The sequence below is a fragment of the Nitrogeniibacter mangrovi genome, assembly GCF_010983895.1.
GTDB classification, from domain to species: domain Bacteria; phylum Pseudomonadota; class Gammaproteobacteria; order Burkholderiales; family Rhodocyclaceae; genus Nitrogeniibacter; species Nitrogeniibacter mangrovi.
Map to the genome: position 1 here is coordinate 3,192,611 of NZ_CP048836.1, position 17,643 is coordinate 3,210,253.

A 17,643-nucleotide genomic window follows, 5' to 3' on the forward strand; every position below is an offset into this window, starting at 1 on the left:
TGAAATGATTGAAGTTCATGCACAAACGTTTAACATGGTTGCGTTTCCGGTCCCGACATACGCATGAATTCACGCCTCGCGTTCCTGATGCTGGCATCACTCGGTCTGCCGGCCTGCTCGATGCTGCCGCGCGCCACCCCGCCCGACGGCCATCTGCGTTCGGCCGACCTGCCCGCCACGACACGCGCGGCCGCCACGCCGATCCCGCCCCCGGTCTCGCGCAGCTTCAGCCTGCCGCCGCCCAAGCCGGTGGCCAAGGCGGAAACCTACTCGGTGGTCGTCAACGATGTGGACGTGCGCGAACTGCTGTTCGCCCTGGCGCGCGATGCCAAGGTCAACGTGGACATCCATCCGGGCCTGAGCGGCCGCGTGACGCTCAACGCCATCAACCAGACCCTGCCCCAGCTGCTCGAGCGCATCGCCCAGCAGGTGGACATGCGCTACGAGCAGCATGGCCCCAACCTGGAGGTGATGCCCGACACGCCCTACCTGCACGCCTACAAGATCGACTACGTGAACATGAACCGCACGGCCTCGGGCACCGTGTCCACCAACACCCAGATCGCCACCAACGGCGGCGGCGCCGGCACGGGCGCCCAGAACAGCGCCGGCAGCAACGGCAACATCTCCAGCACGCGCATCGAAAACACCTCCAGCAACGCCTTCTGGACCTCGATCGAGGCGAACATCAAGGATCTGCTCAAGGAGACCGACAAGGTCCTGCCCGCCGCCGCGGTGGCCGGCAAGGACGGCGAATCGCGCTTCCGCGAGGCCGCTTCGGTCATCGTCAACCGCGAGAGCGGCATCGTGAACGTGCGCGCCACCGCGCGCCAGCATGCCAAGGTGCGCGAATTCATCGACAAGGTGGTGGCGGCCGCCCGCCGCCAGGTCATGATCGAGGCCACCATCGTCGAAGTGGCGCTCAACGACAGCTACCAGCAGGGCATCGACTGGTCGCACTTGGGCGGCAAGACCTGGGGCATCTCCGGCCCCAGTCTGGGCACCAACGTGGGCAGCTCGCTGGCGCCGTTCACGGTCAGCTACCTGAGCAAGAACCTGGACATCAACGTCGACCTGCTCGAGGCCTTCGGCACCGTCAAGGTGCTCTCCAGCCCGCGCCTGGCGGTGCTCAACAACCAGACCGCGATGCTCAAGGTGGTCGACGAATTCGTCTACTTCAACGTCAAGGCCGAGACCGTCTCCACCGCCAACGTGGACAGCCGCACCACCTTCACCACCACGCCGCAGTCGGTGTCCGTCGGCATGGTGATGTCGATCACGCCGCAGATCGCCGACACCGGGGAAGTGACCCTCAACGTACGCCCCACCATCTCGAGCATCTCCGACCTCAAGGAAGACCCCAACCCGCAGCTGGCCGCGGCCAACATCCAGAACCTGGTGCCTCAGATCCGCACCCGCGAGATCGAGTCGGTGCTGCGCCTGCGCAGCGGCCAGATCGCGGTCCTGGGCGGGCTCATGGAAGACCGCATCGACTACAAGACCGGCCGGATCCCGCTGGTGGGCCAGATCCCCCTGTTCGGCGAGGCCTTCACCGAGCGCGACAACGCGGTCAAGAAGACCGAGCTGGTCATCTTCCTGCGCCCGGTCGTCGTGGACGACGGCTTCATGAGCCCGGCCATGGCGCGGCGGCTGCCGGACCGGGAATTCTTCACCCGTGACCCGGTGCCGGGCACCCGCAACTTCGCCCCCCGCACGACCCCGCCATCGCAGCCATGAGTCTGCTGATCGACGCCCTTCGCAAGGCCGAGCAGGACCGGGACAAGTCCGGCCCCGATCGCGACGACCTGGAAGGGCTGTCCCTCGAACCGATGGCGCCGCCCCCCGCGGCTGCGGCGCCGCAGGCGGACGCCGGCGCGGCCGATCGCGAAGCCGCCGCGCGCCTGTTCGCGACCAAGGCCGACACGGCGACGCCCAATCGCCTGGTGTGGCTGGCACTCGCCGGCGTGCTCGCTGGCCTCGCCCTGATCGCCTACGTGTGGTGGCAGATGCAGCCGGCCGGCGGCATCCGCCCCATGGCCGACACCCCGCGCCCCGTCGCCCCAGCGATGCCGGCCGAACCGGCGGCGCCGATGCCCGCCCAGGTCGCCGCCGAACCCGTTCCGGAAGCCGCACCGGCGCCCAGCCGCCTCGCCGACGACGCCTCGACCCCGGCCCCCGCCGAATCCGAACCGCCCCTGCCATCGCGCCCGCAACGGGGCAGCCTGGGGCGCGCGGCCGAGGCAACACCCGCCGCCGCGCCCGCCCCGCCGGCCACGCCGCACCTGACCCGAACCACGCCGACGCCGGCACGGGTGCCGCCCCTGCTGGAAAAAGGCTACGCCGCCTACCAGGCCGGCCGGCTCGACGAAGCCGCCGCCGCCTACCAGGCCCAGCTCGATGTCGATCCGAACAATGTCGATGCGCTCAACGGCATGGGCGCCATCGCCATGCAGGCCGAGCGGCCGGCGGAGGCCATCCGCTGGTTCCGGCGCACCCTGACGGCACAGCCGGACGATCCGGTGGCGCTCGCGGGGCTGGCCAGCCTGCTGCCCGCCGAGCAGGCCGTGGATGACGAATCGCGCCTGCGCGGCCTGCTCGACGAGGCGCCGACCTCGCCGGCGGCAGCCTTCGCGCTGGGCAACGCACTGGCCCGCCAGCAACGCTGGGCCGAGGCCCAGGAGGCCTACTTCAGCGCCTACTCCGGCGAGCCCACCAACCCGGACTATCTGTACAACCTCGCGGTAAGCCTCGACCATCTGGCGCAGCCGGCCCTGGCGCGCGAGTTCTACCGGCGCGCCCTCGACGCCGCCGCCGGCCGCCCCGCGGTCTTCGATCCGGCCGCGGTCCAGGCGCGCCTGTCGGCGCTGGCGGAGCCGGCCCGGTGAATGCGCCCACCCAGGGCCGGGCACCGCTCGGCCAGACCCTGATCGCCACCGGAATCATCACCGAGGATCAGCTGCGCATCGCCCTGCTCGAGCAGACCCGCATCGACCGCCCCCTCGGCCGCCTGCTGGTCGACCTGGGTTTCGTCAGCGAAGCGGCCCTGCGCGACGCGCTCTCGGCCAGCCTCGGCAAGCAGAGCGTGGATCTGGCCAACGCGATCGCCGACCCGGAGGCGCTCGCGTTGGTGCCGCAGGACATCGCCAAGCGCCACCGCCTGCTACCCCTGAGTTTCGACGCCACCCTCAACCGGCTCACCATCGCCATCGCCGACATCAACGACGTGGTGGCGCTGGACAAGCTGCGCGGCCTGCTCGCCGAGGACATCGCCATCGAGACCCTGATGGCCGGGGACTCGGAGATCTCGCGGGCGATCGACCAGTACTACGGCTACCAGCTGTCCATCGACGGCATCCTGCACGAGATCGAAACCGGCGAGATCGACTTCCGCTCCCTGGCCAGCACCACCGACGAATACAGCCAGCCGGTGGTCCGCCTCATCGACGCGCTGCTGTCCAACGCGGTCAAGCGCGACGCCTCGGACATCCACTTCGAGCCCGAATCGGCCTTCCTGCGCATCCGCTACCGCATCGACGGCATGCTTCGCCAGGTGCGCGCCCTGCACAAGAGCTACTGGCCGGCCATGGCGGTGCGCATCAAGGTGATGGCCGGGCTCAACATCGCCGAGACGCGCGCACCCCAGGACGGGCGCATCTCGCTCAACATCAGCGGCCGGCCGGTCGATTTCCGCGTCTCGGCGCAACCGACCATCCATGGCGAGAACATCGTGCTGCGGGTGCTCGACCGCCAGAAGGGCATCGTGCCGCTCGACGGGCTCGGCCTGTCCGACACCCAGCTCGACCTGCTTAAGCTCATGATCGCCCGCCCCGAGGGGCTGATCCTGGTGACCGGCCCCACCGGCAGCGGCAAGACCACCACCCTGTATTCCATCCTCAACCACATCAACGCCGAGGGCCTGAACATCATGACCCTCGAGGACCCGGTGGAATACCCGATGGCGATGATCCGCCAGACCGCGGTCTCGGAGACGGCCAAGCTCGATTTCGCCAACGGCGTGCGCGCCATGCTGCGCCAGGACCCGGACATCATCCTGGTGGGCGAGGTGCGCGACGCCGACACCGCCGGCATGGCCTTCCGCGCCGCCATGACCGGCCACCAGGTCTATTCGACCCTGCACACCAACACCGCCATCGGCGCCATTCCGCGCCTGCTCGATCTGGGCATCACGCCGGAGATCATGACCGGCAACCTGATCGGCATCGTCGCCCAGCGCCTGGTGCGCAAGCTGTGCCCGCAATGCAAGGAGGCCTACACCCCCGAGCCCTGGGAGCTGCGCCTGCTGGGCCTGTCGGCCGAGCGCATCGGCACCCCCCTGTACCGCTCGGTGGGCTGCAGCCACTGCGATTTTCAGGGCTACCGCGGGCGCACCGCGATCATGGAGCTGATGCGCATGGACTCGGACATGGACGAGCTCATCGCCCGCCGTGCCGGCCAGCGCGACATCCGCAACGCCGCGCGTGCCAAGGGCTTCCGCTCGCTCGCCGAGGACGGGGTGCGGCGCGTGCTCGACGGCGTCACCTCGATCGACGAACTGGCGCGGGTGGTCGACCTGACCGAGCGCATGGCGTGAGCGGGGCGCGGCCATGGTGATGTTCGCGTACAAGGCGGTCACCCCCGACGGGCGTCATGTGCGCGGCGAGATGGACGCAGTCAACCTGGTCGATCTCGAACTGCGCCTCAAGCGCATGGAGATGGATTTCGTCAACGGCCATCCGGTCAAGGGCCGGGGGCATCTGGGCAGCCAGCGCATCCCGCGGCGCGAGCTGATCAACTTCTGCTTTCACCTGGAGCAGCTCACCCGCGCCGGCGTGCCCATCCTCGAGGGGCTGACCGACCTGCGCGACTCCACCGAACACGCCCGCTTCCGCGAGATCGTCGCCGGCCTGGTCGAAAGCATCGAGGGCGGGCGCAACCTGTCGGACGCGGCCGAAGGCTACCCCACCGTGTTCGACGAGGTCTTCTGCAACCTGCTGCGCGCCGGCGAGACCACCGGCAACCTGCCCCATGTGCTGCGCGAGATCAGCGACAACCTGAAGCGCGACGACGAACTGGCCGCCTTCGGCCGCAAGGTGATCATCTACCCGGCGATCGTCAGCATCATCATCCTCATCGCCCTGAGCGTCGCGCTGGCCTTTCTGGTGCCCCAGCTCAGCGGCCTGTTCCGCCTCGCCGGGCAGCAGCTGCCGCTGTCCACGCGGCTGCTGATCGGCGCCTCGGACCTGTTCGTGAACTACTGGTGGCTGATCATCGGCACCCTGGTCGCCCTCGGCCTCGGCCTCCAGCTCTCGATCCAGTCGATGCCCTCGGCGCGGCGCAGCTGGGACCGGCTCATGCTGACCCTGCCGCTGCTCGGCCCGATCCGGCGCAAGGTCATCCTGGCCCGCTTCTCCGGGCTGTTCGCCATGATGTACGGCGCCGGCATCCCCATCGTCAGCGCCCTGCAAAGCGCCGAACGCGTCTCCGGCAACACCCTGGTCGCCGACGGCCTGCGCGAAGTGCGCGAACGCATCGGCGAGGGCCGCAACGTCTCCGGCGCCTTCGCCTCGGTCCCACTGTTCCCCCCCCTGGTGGTGCGCATGCTGCGCGTGGGCGAGAACACCGGTGCGCTTGATGAGGCGCTCGCCAATGTGGCCTACTTTTACGATCGTGACGTGCGCGAGTCGGTCGACCGGCTCCAGGCGATGATCGAGCCGCTGCTCATGGTCCTGCTCGGCAGCCTCCTGCTCGGCATCGCCATGGCCGTGCTCGGCCCCGTCTACGACATCATCACCAAGCTGCCGCTCTGACGATGCCCACCCGCTACCTGCTCTATCTCGACGCCAGCGCCATGCACTGCTTCCACTGGAAGCAGGGCCGCACGCGGCTGATGGAACGCTTCCCGACGACCGAAGCGGGCATCGGCGGCTTCGCGCGGTTCGTGCAGCGCCACCGCACGGGCCTGTTCTCGCTGATGGTCGACGTGATGGAAGAGGGCTTCCAGCACGAGGTGCTGCCCTATGTGCGCGGCGGCGACCGCGACGCCATGCTCAAACGCAAGGGCAGCCAGGCCTTCTTCGGCACCCCGCTGAGCACCGCGGTGTCGCTCGGACGCGAACGCGGCGGCCGGCGCGACGAGCGCTTCCTGTTCGTCGCCCTGACCCGGCAGGCCCTGGTCGAACCGTGGCTGCAGGCATTGCGTGCCGCCCACGCGGCGCTCACCGGGGTGCATTCACCGCCCCTGGTCCTCGACCGGCTCATGCAACGCCTGGCCAGCGACCGCCCCCGCTGCCTGCTGGTGTGCTTCACTCCGGGCGGCATGCGCCAGACCTTCTTCGAATCGGGCCGGCTGCGCTTCAGCCGCCTCGCGCAGAGCCTCGACGACATCCCGATCGGCCTGGAAGCACAGTGCGCGGCGGAGATCCTCAAGACCCATTCCTATCTGGTCGGTCAACGGCTGATCCCGCGTAACGCGCCGCTGACGGTTCACGTGCTGGTGAACGATGCGGATTTCAAACGTCTGCGCCCCGCGCTGGCCGACACCGACGAGCTGCGTTTCGAGCACCTGCCCATCGACGTGCTCGCCCGCAAGCTCAACCTCGCCGAGACACCGCGCGGCTCCAACGCACTGCCGATCCTGCTCGGCAGCATGATGCGCGAATCCGGCGCGACCCAGCTGGCCGACCCCGGCGAAACCCGCTACTACGGCATCTGGAAGATGCGTCAGGCCGTGGTCGGCACCGGTCTGGCCCTGTTCGCCGCCGCCATGCTGTTTGCGGGCAAGGTCTGGTTCGATGGCCAGTCGATGGCACAGGAACGGGCCGGGCTGGCCGCCCGGACCGCGGCCCAGCAACGCCAGCTGGCGGCCCTGCAGCAGGCCCTCCCGCCCCTGCCCGTGTCCGTCGACGCCCTCCGCCCGGCGGTCGAGACGCTCGAATCCCTGCGCCATGAGGATGCCTCGCCGGCGCGCTGGCTCATCCACCTGTCGCACGCCCTCGACCTCCATCGGGACGTCCGCCTCGAGCAGGTGGACTGGCGCTATCGCGACGCGCCCCCGGATACCCGGGTCGCACCGGGTGCGGCCGGCCGGGCCCGACTGTCACTGCCGGCCTCGCTCGCCAGCGACCGGCGCGCCCTGATCGAGACGGCCCAGGCCTTCGTCGAGGATCTGAGCCCGGGCACCGACGGCAGTGCGCGCATGACCCGCATGCCGGTGCAGCTGCAATCGGACCAGGCCCTGCGCGGCTCCTCCTCCGACGAGGTCGACACCACGCGCCCCGAATTCGAAGTCGAGTTCGCCCTGGGGGCGCGCCCATGACGCCATGGCAGACCCTGCGCCTGCTGCGCTGGCAACTGAGCCTCGCGCTGGTCCTGGTGGCCCTCGGCGCCACCGCGGTCTTCTACGCCAATGCCCGCAGCCGGGACGCCGCGGCACACCTGGAACAGGCTCGCGCCGACCACCTGCGCGCCTCGACCGCCTTGCAGCGTGCCCGCCAGCAGGAGGGCGATGTCCGCCACGCCATCGGCATGTACGCCGAGCTGCGCCGCGCCGGATTGATCGGCACGGAACAGCGGCTGTCCTGGGTCGAGGCGCTCGATCGGGCACGCCGACGCTACGGCATCGGGGAGATCAGCTACGAGATCCTGCCCCAGCAGCCGCTCGACGCCACCGCAGGCCAGAGTGACCTGACCTGGATGGAGAGCCGCATGCGCCTGTCCATGTCGGTCCGCCATGGCCAGGTGCTCATCGACATGCTCTCGGACCTGGCCTCGGTCCACAACGCCATTGTTCAGCCGCGCCACTGCGAGCTCGACCGTGCGAGCGGAGAACTGACCGGCCTGCGGGTGCGCTGCGAGTTGCGCTGGCTGACCCTGCGCCAGGGGTCACGTTCATGAGACACGTCCGCCCCATCGCTCTCGGTCTGGCCCTGCTCGCCCTCGGTCACAACGCCCTCGCGCAAGGCCCACTCGGGCGCCTGTTCTTCACCCCCGAGGAGCGCGAGGCCATGGACCGCAACCCGACCGGGGCCCTCGCCGCGCCCACAAAGGCCGCACCGCGCACGCTCGACGGCATCGTGCGCCGCAGTGACGGCAAAGCCACGGTGTGGATCGACGGGCTGCCCCAGCCGAGCCATCTGCCGAGTCCGGACGCCGCACCGGTCGAAGCGGACGACGGTCGCTGGCTGCGCCTCAAGGTGGGCGAATCCACCGAGACCGGCCATGAGGCGGAAGCGCCGCGCATCCGCATCGAGCGCAAACGATGAAGCGCCGCCAGGCCGGCCTTGTGCTGCCCGCCCTGATCCTGGTGCTGCTGCTCGGCGCGCTGGCCATGGCCTTTGCGCGCCAGCAATCGCGCATCGCCAGCCAGGTGCGCCAGCAGCAGACCACCGTCGCGCGGCTGGCCGAAGCGCGGCGTCTGCTGCTCGAATACGCGCAGTCCTATCACCTGACCCATCCGGGCCAGTCAACGGGTTATCTGCTCTGCCCCGATACCGACAACGACGGCGCGGCGGAACTGTCCTGCGGCAGCGCCGGAGATTTTGCCATCGGCCGCCTCCCCTACCGTACGCTCGGCACCGTGCCGCTGCGCGACGGCTTCGGCGAATGCCTCTGGTATGCCGTCGCCGGGAATTTCAAATACAACCCGAAGAGCGCCCCCCTGAACTGGGACACCGCCGGCCAGTTCATCGTGCGCAATCCGGATGGCAGCGCCCGCCATCCGACCCAGCGACCCACCGACTATGCGGTCGCGGTGGTGTTCGCCCCGGGTCCGCCGCTGGGTGCCCAGCACCGCGTCTTCCTGGCCGGCCAGCCCTGCAACGGCCCCAGCGACGCGTCGCTGGCCATCGCGCAGTATCTCGAAGGCGCCTACGCTGCCGGGCCCGGCAGCCCCATGACCATCACCGTCGGCCGCCTCGACAGCGACACCGACAACGACCAGGTGGCCTGGCTCGCCGCCAGCGACGTCTTCGATGCCCGGCTGCGCACGCGCAGCGATACGGCCGACCTTATCGGCGCGGTGCTGACCGACACGGCGTCGGCCCTCGCCCCCCTGCCAGACCCCGAGGGCGCCACCACACTGATCGGGAACGTGATCGAGGGGGCGCCACCGGTAACGGCCTACAACGACCGGGCATCGCCATGGTCCGACCAGTTCCGATACCTGAAGTGCACCACCGGCACCGCCTGCATGACCCTCGACGACAGGGCCGGCCACATCCTCGGCTGCGCGGGGCTGCTGCTGTTCGCCGGCACCGCGCGCGGCACCCAGAACCGCCCCGCCGGCGGCGACCCGGCCTATTTCGAAGACAATGTCAGCGCGCTGCAGGCCCCGGAGACCGATGTCTTCTGGGCGGCCCATGATTACGCCACCACCGCCCCCGCACAGGATCTGGCCCGATGCCTGCCCGCCCCCTGACCCCCATCCGCGCACGCCAGCTCGGCTTCACCCTCGCCGAGCTGGCGGTCGTTCTCGTGATCCTGGCCGTACTCGCCAGCGTGCTCCTGATCCCGCTGCGCACCCAGACCGAAGCACAGCAGCGCGGCGAGGCGGCGGCCACGCTGGAGGACATCAAGCTCGCCCTGATCGGTTTTGCCATCATCAACAAGCGCCTGCCCTGCCCCACCACCATCCTCGGCAGTGCCACGCCCGGCTATGGCGAAGAGGTCGTCTCTGCGCTCGGCAGCTGCGAGACCAGCGCGAGCGACGCCTACCTGCCCTGGCGCACGCTCGGCGTCCCCGCCCTCGACCCCTGGGGCCGTCCGTGGCGCTACCGGGTCGAGCACGGCTTCGCGACAACGACCCAGCCGATCTACAACGACACCCCGGCCGATCATCTGCAGGTGGTCGACCACGCCGGCGCCAACCTGACCTCGTCGGAAAACCGGGCGGTGGCGCTGGTGTATTCGCTGGGCGCCAACGGGGCGGCCGATGGCGCGAATGCCGTTTTCGAGAGTGGCTCGGCCACCTACGAGGCGGGCGAGCCAACGACGACGTTCGATGATATGGTGCTGTGGATCGGACGGCCCGGGCTCATCGCCCGTCTGGCCGAGGCCGGCGCTTTGACCATAAAGCCATAGCCATGACGACGCCCCACCCGGATCTGGACGACGAGCTCTCCTATTACGCGCAGCCGTTCATGGCTCGCCTGCGCAATGCCGGCGCGCGCCCGACCGACGACGACCAGACCCGCCAGGCCAAATCCCTGCTCGTGTTCGCCACCGGCCTGATGAGCATCGCCACCGGCCTGTGGCTGCTGCTGTACTGGCTGACCGGGCCGAAGCTGTCATCCACGCTGCCGTTCCTGTTCCAGATCCTGCTGGCGGCCAACCTGGCCTACTACATCCAGAGTGGCAACTTCCGCTGGTTCCGCTTCAGCCAGCTCGCCCTGATCCTGTTCTTCCCCTTCGTGGCGCAGTGGAGCATGGGCAATTTCATCTCCGGCTCCGGGGTGATCCTGTGGGGGCTCATGGCGCCGATCGGCGCGGTGTTCGTGATGGGCTTGCGCGAATCCATGCCCTGGTTCTTCGCCTACGTCTTCTTCACCGCCCTGACCGGCGTGTTCGACTACCTGCTGGCCGACGCCGGCGCCACGCTGGACGCACCGAGCGTGGTGTCGCTGCGCACCTCGGTGATCTTCTTCGCGCTCAACTTCATCGCCATCTCCGGGCTGGTGTACGCCCTGTTGCGTTTCGCCTTCGAACAGAAACGGGTCATCCAGCACCGGCTCGAACAGGCCATGACCCTGCTCACCGAAGCCCAGGAGCGCTCCGAGACCCTGCTGCTGAACATCCTGCCCGAGGCCGTCGCCGCGCGCCTCAAGGAGCACGATCAGCGCGTCGCCGACGATTTCTACAGCGTCACCGTGATGTTCGCCGACATCGTCGGTTTCACCCGCATGGCCAGTGCGCTGAGCGCGCAGGAGGTCTTCACCATGCTCAACACGGTGTTCTGCCGCTTCGACGATCTGGTCGAGCAGCATGGCCTCGAGAAGATCAAGACCATCGGCGACGCCTACATGGTGGCCGGGGGCCTCGACCAGCGCTGCGCCGATCCGTGTGCCGCGATGGCCGATCTGGCGCTCGACATGCGCGACGGCCTGACCGAACTGAGCGACGCCGTCGGCCTGCCCCTGTCCCTGCGCATCGGCATCAGCACCGGGCCCGTGGTGGCGGGCGTGGTGGGCAAGAAGCGCTTCATCTACGATCTGTGGGGCGACACCGTCAACACCGCCAGCCGCCTGTCCACCGAGGGCGCGCCCAACGCCATCCAGTGCGACCGGCGCACCCACATGCACCTGGAACGCCGCTACCGCTTCGCCGAACGCACCAGCATCCGCCTCAAGGGCAAGGGCGAGGTCATCGTCTACCAGCTCGAATCGCGCGCCAACCGGCGCGACCGCAAGACTCAGCCGACGCCGGCCTGATCCAGCCGAAAGCGCACACAACCGGTGCGGTTGTCCGCCAGCCTCAGCCGGTAACCCGCCGCCTCGGCCTGTCGAGCCACCTGGTACAGACCCATGCCCAGGCCACTGTCGGAGTGCACCGGATGGTCGAACAGCTCGCCCGCGACCATCCCCTCCACCGGCCAGCCGCTATCCTCCACCTCCAGCCAGGGCCCACTCGCATCGCTCCCGGCACGCACCTGGATGCTCACGCGTGCGTCCAGCTGATGCTTCTCCAGCGCGTTCTGGATGAGGTTGTCGGCGGCGGAGCCGAACAGGGGCAAGGGCACATCACCGCCCTGCGCCAGACGGTCGAACCCGACCGGGGACCCGGCGTGGCGCTCCTGGAGTGCCTGCCACCACGCACCCAGTTCGGCGCGCTCCGCGTGCGCAGCCGCCGGATCGCGCAGCTTCTCCAGCGTCTGCCCGAGGCGGGCCGAGATCACCGGCAGCTGCCGCCCCACCAGGGCGCGCAGGGTCGGCATGTCCACATCGCCGCGCGTGGCGGTGAAGCACAGGGTGTTGAGGGACTGGAGCAGGTTCTTGACGTCGTGGGTCAGGCGCGCACCGGTCTCGTGCACCGCGCGCAGATAGGACAGCGTTTCCAGCTCGCGGGCATGGCGCTTCTCGCGGCAGAACTCGGCCAGCAATCGCACCATCAGCCGCAGATGCCAGTCCATGGCCGGACTCGGTTCGCGTTGCAGGCACAGGGTGACGGTCAGTTCATCCTGCCCGTAGTGGCGCACCACCGGACTGTGCTCGCCGAAACGCCCCTCGGCGCCGGCCGACAGCCGCCAGCGGCCGCCGGCCACCCCCGGCATCTCCAGCATGGCCTCGCAGGCCCGCTGCAGGAACACCTCCGCCCGGTCGGTACCCAGGGACAGCGCCGCCACCCGGTCGAGCCATTCCTCGACCGACAGCCCCGCCGACAGGAGCCGTCGCGCGATCTGGGCGCCCAGCTGCGGTCCGCCCAGGTGCGGATGCCAAGCCCAGGCCAACACGATCAGAGCGCCGGCCATCGCCGACAGGGCGGAGAGGATCGCCACCACATAGGGCAGATGCTTGAGCCACATGAACACCAGCGCACCCAGCGAGGTCACTCCGAGCACCAGCAACACCAGCATCGCCGACAGGAAATCGATGGCCCGGGCACGGGGTGGCGGCGACTGCCCCCCGGCGAAGGCCACGCCGACGATCATCAGCGGCAGCAGGGTCACCGCCAGCGCCTCGAAGATCGCCTGTTCGCCGACCGGTTCGGGCACCACCTGCGGCAGTACGACGATGAACAGGCAACACACCAGATAGGCCACCGCGAGCTGATAGGGCAGGCGCGCGCGCGTGGACACGGCGATGAACGCCTCGCCGCCCACCACCCCCGCAAGCACCATCACCCACAGCGCCAGCCAGCTCCACGAGCTCGCGGCAACGAAGGCGACGACCGCCAGGACCATGACGACGACGTCGCGGATGCCGAGCCGGTAGGCCCCCCGCACCACTGGCTGCCAGATCAGGAACAGTCCCAGATGCACCAGCATGAGGGTGCGCCCGACCGGCGTGTCCGGCCCCTGGAGCAAGCCCAGGTGCATCGCCCCCAGCCACAAGGCGAGCAGGCGCTGCGGCCGGGCCGCGAGCCGTGTGGTCAGGGATGCCCGCAGGGCGCCCGCATCGGGCGGAATCGATGTCATGCCTCCATTGTAGAGGAGCGCACACCCCGGTGGCATGAGCGCCTCGCCAGCGACGCGCCTGACGAAAACTGGACAGCCCGTCGAGATATGGACACCACCTGTCCAGCTCTCGACAGCCGGCGCGAAAAAGCGTGAAAAACATCACACCCGCGGAACATTTTCACAGGCACGGGAATTGCTGATGTCAAGGCATTGACCCGGAGACTCCTCATGCGCCGCCATCCAGCTTCCAGACAATCACAACAAGGCTTCACCCTCGTCGAGATCGCCGTGGTGCTCGTCATCATCGGCCTGCTCCTCGGTGGTGTGCTCAAGGGCCAGGAGCTGATCAACAGCGCCCGCGTCAAGGCGTTGTCGCAGGATTTGCGCAACATCCCGACCATGCTCTACGGCTATCAGGACCGGTTTCGCACCCTGCCCGGCGACGACGCCCAAGCAGTCAACCATCTGGGCGCAACCGCCCTCAACGGCAATGGCAACGGCCTGATCGAGGGGGATTGGGATACGAACGAGGCCGACAAGGAAACCTGCAAGTTCTGGCAGCATCTGCGCCTGGGCAATTTCCTCGCCGGCTCCACGGCACTAACGGCGGGCGGGGACTGCGGCATCCAGCCCCACAATTCCGTCGGCGGGATCCTGGGCATCGAGGTCGCCAACTCGACGCACACCGCGTTCATCGCCGGCATGCGCGGCACCTACCTGTGCTCGAGCGGTATCCAGGGTCGCTATGTGCGCCAGCTGGACCAGACCATGGACGACGGCGACCCGGCAGCAGGCTCCCTGCGCGCGGTGACCGTCGGTTCCGCCCGTGGCTCTGCCGCGGTGGCGCTCAACACGCTGGATGACGAATCCACTTACACCATCTGCCTCGAAATCTAGTCGCCCTGCAACATCCGCCGCTCGGCCAGCTGCAGATTGGCCGGCTCGCCGAGCAGCACGATCACGTCGCCGGCGAGAATCTGCGTCTCCGGGCCGGGGCTCAGGCCCCGGATGTTGCGCCGGCGCACCGCCGAGACGCTCACGTCCATGAGCGGGAAATCCATCTCCCCGATGGTGCGCCCGACCGCCCGGGCGCCGTCGGGCACGATCACCGAATGCAGCCGCAGCTGCTTGCCGTCCGGCCCCTCGGGGGCGTCGCTCGCGCCATGGAAAACGCCGCGCATGAGCGCATAGCGCTCGGAGCGGATCATGCGGATGCGCCTGACCACGCGGTTGATCGGTACGCCGATGAGGGCGAGCGCATGGGAAGCGAGCATGATGCTGCCCTCGAAGGCCTCGGTGACCACCTCGGCCGCGCCCGCCTCCGACAGCTTGGCCATCTCGGCCTCGTCCAGCGCCCGCGCGATGACCGGCAGATCCGGGCGAATCGCGTGCACATGATGGATCACGCGCAGCGCCGCCTCCACGCCTGAAAAGGAGATGACCAGCGCCGCGGCCCGGGACACGCCGGCCGCCTGCAGGGTCTCGTGGCGTGCGGCGTCGCCGTAGACCACGGTGTCGCCGGCCGCGCCCGCCTCGCGCACCCGCTCCGGATCGAGGTCGAGCGCCACGTAGCGCACATCTTCCTGCTCGAGGAAGCGCGCCAGATGCTGGCCGCTGCGCCCGTAGCCGCAGATGACGATATGTCCCTGGGTGCTCATGGACTCCGCCGCGACCCGGGTCAGCTCCATGGACCGCAGCAACCATTCGGAGGCCACGAAGCGCATCACCAGCCGGTCGGAGACCTGCACGATCAGCGGCGCGAACAGCATCGACAGCACCAGGCTCGCCACGGTGATCTGCATGAGCGCGGGCGCGAGCAATCCGAGTCCATCGATGAGCGAGATGAGCACGAAGCCGAACTCGCCCCCGGCGCACAGCCACAGGCCGGTGCGCATGGCGGTGCCGGGCGTCGCCCCGAACAGGCGCGAGGCGCCGGCGGCAACAGCGAACTTGAGCGTCAGCAGCGCCACCACCATGGCGATCACGCCCGGCAGATGGGTGACGATCACGCGCACATCCAGGAACATGCCCACGGTGACGAAGAACAGACCGAGCAGCACGTCGCGGAACGGCTTGATGTCCTCCTCCACCTGGTAGCGGTACTCGGTTTCCGAAATCAGCATCCCGGCGAGAAAGGCGCCCAGCGCCAGCGACAGCCCCGCCAGCTCGCTCAGCCACGCCAGGCCGAGGGTGATGAGCAGCACGTTGAGCATGAACAGCTCGCCGGAACGGCGTTTGGCCACCAGGGTGAACCAGGCGCGCATCAGGCGCTGGCCGAACACCAGCACCAGCGCCAGCATCACCGCCGCCTTGACCGCCGCCAGACCCAGGGTGCCCACCAGCGCCTCGCCCGGCTCGGACAGCGCCGGCAGCAGGATCAGCAGGGGCACGACGGCGATATCCTGGAACAGGAGCACACCGATGATCTCCTGCCCATGCTTGGATTCGAGCTCGAGCCGGTCGGCCAGCAGTTTGGAGAGGATGGCGGTGGACGAGGTGGCGACGATGCTGCCCAGGGCGAAACTCTCGACCCAGCCCCAGCCGAGCAGCGCGCCGATAAGCGTCGTCAGCACGAGGCTTGCGGTGACCTGCAGCCCGCCGAGGCCGAACACGATGCGCTTCATGGCGAACAGGCGCGGCAGGGAGAATTCGAGCCCGATGGAGAACATCAGGAACACCACCCCGAATTCGGCCAGGTGGCGCGCGCCCGACTCGTCCTGCATCAGATCGAAGGAGTGCGGCCCCACCAACGCCCCCACCAGCAGATAGCCGAGCACCGGCGGCAGGTTGAGACTGCGGAAGATGGCCACGACCAGCACGGCGGCGGCGAGCAGCAGCAGGACGAGTTCGAGCGTGTTGACCATGCGGTCCGGTTTCCCCTGGAGCCTTGCGCCACCGGCCCGGGCGGCGGGCCGTCAAACGGCCTTCTGATATACTTTCGCGTCCAGTTTAACCGATTGTTCTGCGAGCCAATGGCCAGAGATGACGCCTTCTCACCGCTCGATTGCCTGGCATTGGCGCGCCGCGTACTGGCCATCGAGGCCGGCGCGGTCGCGGCGCTGGCCGACCGTCTCGACGACCGCTTCGCCGAGGCCGTCCGGCTCGTCCTCGACGCCCACGGCCGGGTGATCGTCACCGGCATCGGCAAGACCGGCCACGTGGGCCGCAAGCTCGCCGCCACCCTCGCCAGTACCGGCACGCCCGCCTACTTCGTACATGCCGCCGAGGCCGCCCACGGCGACCTGGGCATGATCACGCCCGACGACGTGGTGATCGCGCTGTCCAACTCCGGCTCGAGCGAAGAGGTGCTCACCATCGTGCCCCAGGTCAAGCGCCAGGGCGCGCGTCTCGTCGCCATGACCGGCAACCCCGATTCGCCGCTGGCGCGCGAGGCCGACGTGCATCTGGATGCCGGCGTCGCCGAAGAGGCCTGTCCGCTGAATCTCGCCCCCACGGCGAGCACCACTGCGGCGATGGCCCTGGGCGATGCGCTCGCCGTGGCGCTGCTCGAAGCGCGCGGCTTCGGCGAGACCGACTTCGCCCGCAGCCATCCGGGCGGCGCACTCGGACGCCGCCTGCTCACCCACGTACGCGACGTGATGCGCACCGGCGCCGGGTTGCCCGTCGTCACCACCGCCGCCTCGCTCGCCGACGCGCTCGTGCCCATGTCGCAAGGCGGCATGGGCATGGTGATCGTCATGGATGCGGGCCAGCCGCCCGCCGGCATCTTCACCGACGGCGACCTGCGTCGCGCCCTGGCACGCGAAGGCGATCTGCGCGAAGCGCGGATCGGCGAACTCATGACCCGCGCACCGCGTCACATCGGCCCCGACGCCCTGGCGGCCGAGGCCGCCCAGCTCATGGAAGCGCACCGCATCAACCAGCTGCTCGTCCTCGACGAGGGGGGGCAGCTGGCCGGCGCGCTCAACATGCACGACCTGATGCAGGCCAAGGTCATCTGAGATGCGCCTGACGCTCCAGCACGCCTTCCCCGTCATCGCCCTGACCGTCCTCGCAGCGGGCAGCTTCTGGCTGGAGCGCGCCACCCGTGGCCCCGGCACCGCGGTCGAGGCCAGCGAGGAGCAAGGCCCCGACATCATCGTCGAGCAGATGGCGCTGACCCGCTTCGACATCAACGGCAAGCCCCACTACTACCTGGACGCCCGCGAGATGCGACACCTGCCCGGCCAGGCGCACTCCCGACTGACCGACCCGGTCGTCCACCTGGTCCGTGACGCCCTCGACATGCGCCTGGCCTCGCGCAGCGCCGACGTGCGCGACGACGGCGATCGGGTGGACATGGCCGGCAACGTGCGCGGCGAACGCACCATTCCCGGCGAACCGACCACCCATTTCGCCTCCGAATCGCTCATCGTCTGGCCCAATGTCGAGTCGGCCAAGTCGCTCGATCCGGTCACCATCACCCAGGACGGCGCCACCGCGCGCGGCGACACCATGACGGCCGACAACGTCTTCGGCGTGATGACCTTAACCGGCCATGTGCAGGCGCACATGCCCATCAAGCGGAAATGACC

General features: G+C 69.1%; 15 protein-coding genes. 13 read left to right on the forward strand and 2 right to left on the reverse strand.

The window, feature by feature from the left end; translation table 11 throughout:
• Positions 1-63 precede the first annotated feature (63 nt).
• The 10 genes from G3580_RS14860 to G3580_RS14905 are packed head-to-tail and all read left to right on the forward strand — an operon-like array spanning position 64 to position 11,423.
• Complete coding sequence (locus G3580_RS14860; RefSeq protein WP_228720682.1) at positions 64-1,737, forward strand: pilus (MSHA type) biogenesis protein MshL; 1,674 nt, start codon at positions 64-66, stop codon at positions 1,735-1,737.
• A complete protein-coding gene (locus tag G3580_RS14865; protein ID WP_173766783.1) occupies positions 1,734-2,885 on the forward strand; it encodes a tetratricopeptide repeat protein in 1,152 nt (383 codons plus the stop codon). The genes G3580_RS14860 and G3580_RS14865 overlap by 4 nt, the downstream gene beginning before the upstream one ends.
• Positions 2,882-4,591: a GspE/PulE family protein gene (locus G3580_RS14870; RefSeq protein ID WP_173766785.1), complete on the forward strand. Its 1,710-nt coding sequence runs from the start codon at positions 2,882-2,884 to the stop codon at positions 4,589-4,591. Before G3580_RS14865 ends, G3580_RS14870 begins: the two co-directional genes overlap by 4 nt.
• Before the next feature lie 13 nt (positions 4,592-4,604).
• Positions 4,605-5,807 (forward strand): type II secretion system F family protein, encoded by a 1,203-nt coding sequence (locus G3580_RS14875; RefSeq protein WP_173766787.1) that lies wholly within the window; start codon positions 4,605-4,607, stop codon positions 5,805-5,807.
• A gap of 2 nt (positions 5,808-5,809) precedes the next feature.
• Positions 5,810-7,315, forward strand: a complete 1,506-nt coding sequence (locus G3580_RS20285; RefSeq protein WP_173766789.1) for a hypothetical protein — start codon at positions 5,810-5,812, stop codon at positions 7,313-7,315.
• Positions 7,312-7,893: a hypothetical protein gene (locus G3580_RS14885; protein ID WP_173766791.1), complete on the forward strand. Its 582-nt coding sequence runs from the start codon at positions 7,312-7,314 to the stop codon at positions 7,891-7,893. The genes G3580_RS20285 and G3580_RS14885 overlap by 4 nt, the downstream gene beginning before the upstream one ends.
• Entirely contained in the window at positions 7,890-8,261 is a 372-nt protein-coding gene (locus tag G3580_RS14890) for a hypothetical protein (protein ID WP_173766793.1), read from the forward strand. The genes G3580_RS14885 and G3580_RS14890 overlap by 4 nt, the downstream gene beginning before the upstream one ends.
• Positions 8,258-9,415, forward strand: coding sequence for a hypothetical protein (locus G3580_RS14895; RefSeq protein WP_173766795.1), 1,158 nt, complete (start codon positions 8,258-8,260; stop codon positions 9,413-9,415). Before G3580_RS14890 ends, G3580_RS14895 begins: the two co-directional genes overlap by 4 nt.
• The gene (locus G3580_RS14900) at positions 9,397-10,077 is read left to right on the forward strand and encodes a type II secretion system protein (RefSeq protein WP_173766797.1); all 681 of its coding nucleotides are present in this window, start codon (positions 9,397-9,399) and stop codon (positions 10,075-10,077) included. Before G3580_RS14895 ends, G3580_RS14900 begins: the two co-directional genes overlap by 19 nt.
• A 2-nt stretch (positions 10,078-10,079) precedes the next feature.
• Positions 10,080-11,423, forward strand: a complete 1,344-nt coding sequence (locus tag G3580_RS14905; protein WP_173766799.1) for an adenylate/guanylate cyclase domain-containing protein — start codon at positions 10,080-10,082, stop codon at positions 11,421-11,423.
• On the opposite strand, the gene G3580_RS14910 is transcribed toward G3580_RS14905, so the two are convergent.
• A complete protein-coding gene (locus G3580_RS14910; protein WP_173766801.1) occupies positions 11,405-13,126 on the reverse strand; it encodes an ATP-binding protein in 1,722 nt (573 codons plus the stop codon). The genes G3580_RS14905 and G3580_RS14910 overlap by 19 nt on opposite strands.
• 210 nt (positions 13,127-13,336) lie before the next feature.
• Between G3580_RS14910 and G3580_RS14915 the strand changes: the two genes are divergently transcribed.
• Positions 13,337-14,005: a prepilin-type N-terminal cleavage/methylation domain-containing protein gene (locus G3580_RS14915; RefSeq protein WP_173766803.1), complete on the forward strand. Its 669-nt coding sequence runs from the start codon at positions 13,337-13,339 to the stop codon at positions 14,003-14,005.
• Here G3580_RS14915 and G3580_RS14920 read toward each other — a convergent pair.
• Positions 14,002-15,972: a monovalent cation:proton antiporter family protein gene (locus tag G3580_RS14920; RefSeq protein WP_173766805.1), complete on the reverse strand. Its 1,971-nt coding sequence runs from the start codon at positions 15,970-15,972 to the stop codon at positions 14,002-14,004. The two genes, G3580_RS14915 and G3580_RS14920, sit on opposite strands and share 4 nt — an antisense overlap.
• A gap of 108 nt (positions 15,973-16,080) precedes the next feature.
• Between G3580_RS14920 and G3580_RS14925 the strand changes: the two genes are divergently transcribed.
• Both G3580_RS14925 and lptC read left to right on the forward strand, forming a co-directional pair.
• Positions 16,081-17,070, forward strand: coding sequence for a KpsF/GutQ family sugar-phosphate isomerase (locus G3580_RS14925; protein ID WP_173766807.1), 990 nt, complete (start codon positions 16,081-16,083; stop codon positions 17,068-17,070).
• A 1-nt stretch (position 17,071) separates the two neighbouring features.
• Positions 17,072-17,641, forward strand: coding sequence for an LPS export ABC transporter periplasmic protein LptC (lptC, locus tag G3580_RS14930; protein WP_173766809.1), 570 nt, complete (start codon positions 17,072-17,074; stop codon positions 17,639-17,641).
• The last annotated feature ends 2 nt before the right edge of the window (positions 17,642-17,643 follow it).

Coding starts and splice junctions, on each gene's coding strand:
- G3580_RS14860 (WP_228720682.1), top strand. CDS start 64: ATGAATTCACGCCTCGCGTTCCTGATGCTGGCATCACTCGGTCTGCCG.
- G3580_RS14925 (WP_173766807.1), top strand. CDS start 16,081: ATGGCCAGAGATGACGCCTTCTCACCGCTCGATTGCCTGGCATTGGCG.
- G3580_RS14865 (WP_173766783.1), top strand. CDS start 1,734: ATGAGTCTGCTGATCGACGCCCTTCGCAAGGCCGAGCAGGACCGGGAC.
- G3580_RS14895 (WP_173766795.1), top strand. CDS start 8,258: ATGAAGCGCCGCCAGGCCGGCCTTGTGCTGCCCGCCCTGATCCTGGTG.
- G3580_RS14915 (WP_173766803.1), top strand. CDS start 13,337: ATGCGCCGCCATCCAGCTTCCAGACAATCACAACAAGGCTTCACCCTC.
- lptC (WP_173766809.1), top strand. CDS start 17,072: ATGCGCCTGACGCTCCAGCACGCCTTCCCCGTCATCGCCCTGACCGTC.
- G3580_RS14920 (WP_173766805.1), bottom strand. CDS start 15,972: ATGGTCAACACGCTCGAACTCGTCCTGCTGCTGCTCGCCGCCGCCGTG.
- G3580_RS14910 (WP_173766801.1), bottom strand. CDS start 13,126: ATGACATCGATTCCGCCCGATGCGGGCGCCCTGCGGGCATCCCTGACC.
- G3580_RS14890 (WP_173766793.1), top strand. CDS start 7,890: ATGAGACACGTCCGCCCCATCGCTCTCGGTCTGGCCCTGCTCGCCCTC.
- G3580_RS14905 (WP_173766799.1), top strand. CDS start 10,080: ATGACGACGCCCCACCCGGATCTGGACGACGAGCTCTCCTATTACGCG.
- G3580_RS14900 (WP_173766797.1), top strand. CDS start 9,397: ATGCCTGCCCGCCCCCTGACCCCCATCCGCGCACGCCAGCTCGGCTTC.
- G3580_RS14875 (WP_173766787.1), top strand. CDS start 4,605: ATGGTGATGTTCGCGTACAAGGCGGTCACCCCCGACGGGCGTCATGTG.
- G3580_RS20285 (WP_173766789.1), top strand. CDS start 5,810: ATGCCCACCCGCTACCTGCTCTATCTCGACGCCAGCGCCATGCACTGC.
- G3580_RS14885 (WP_173766791.1), top strand. CDS start 7,312: ATGACGCCATGGCAGACCCTGCGCCTGCTGCGCTGGCAACTGAGCCTC.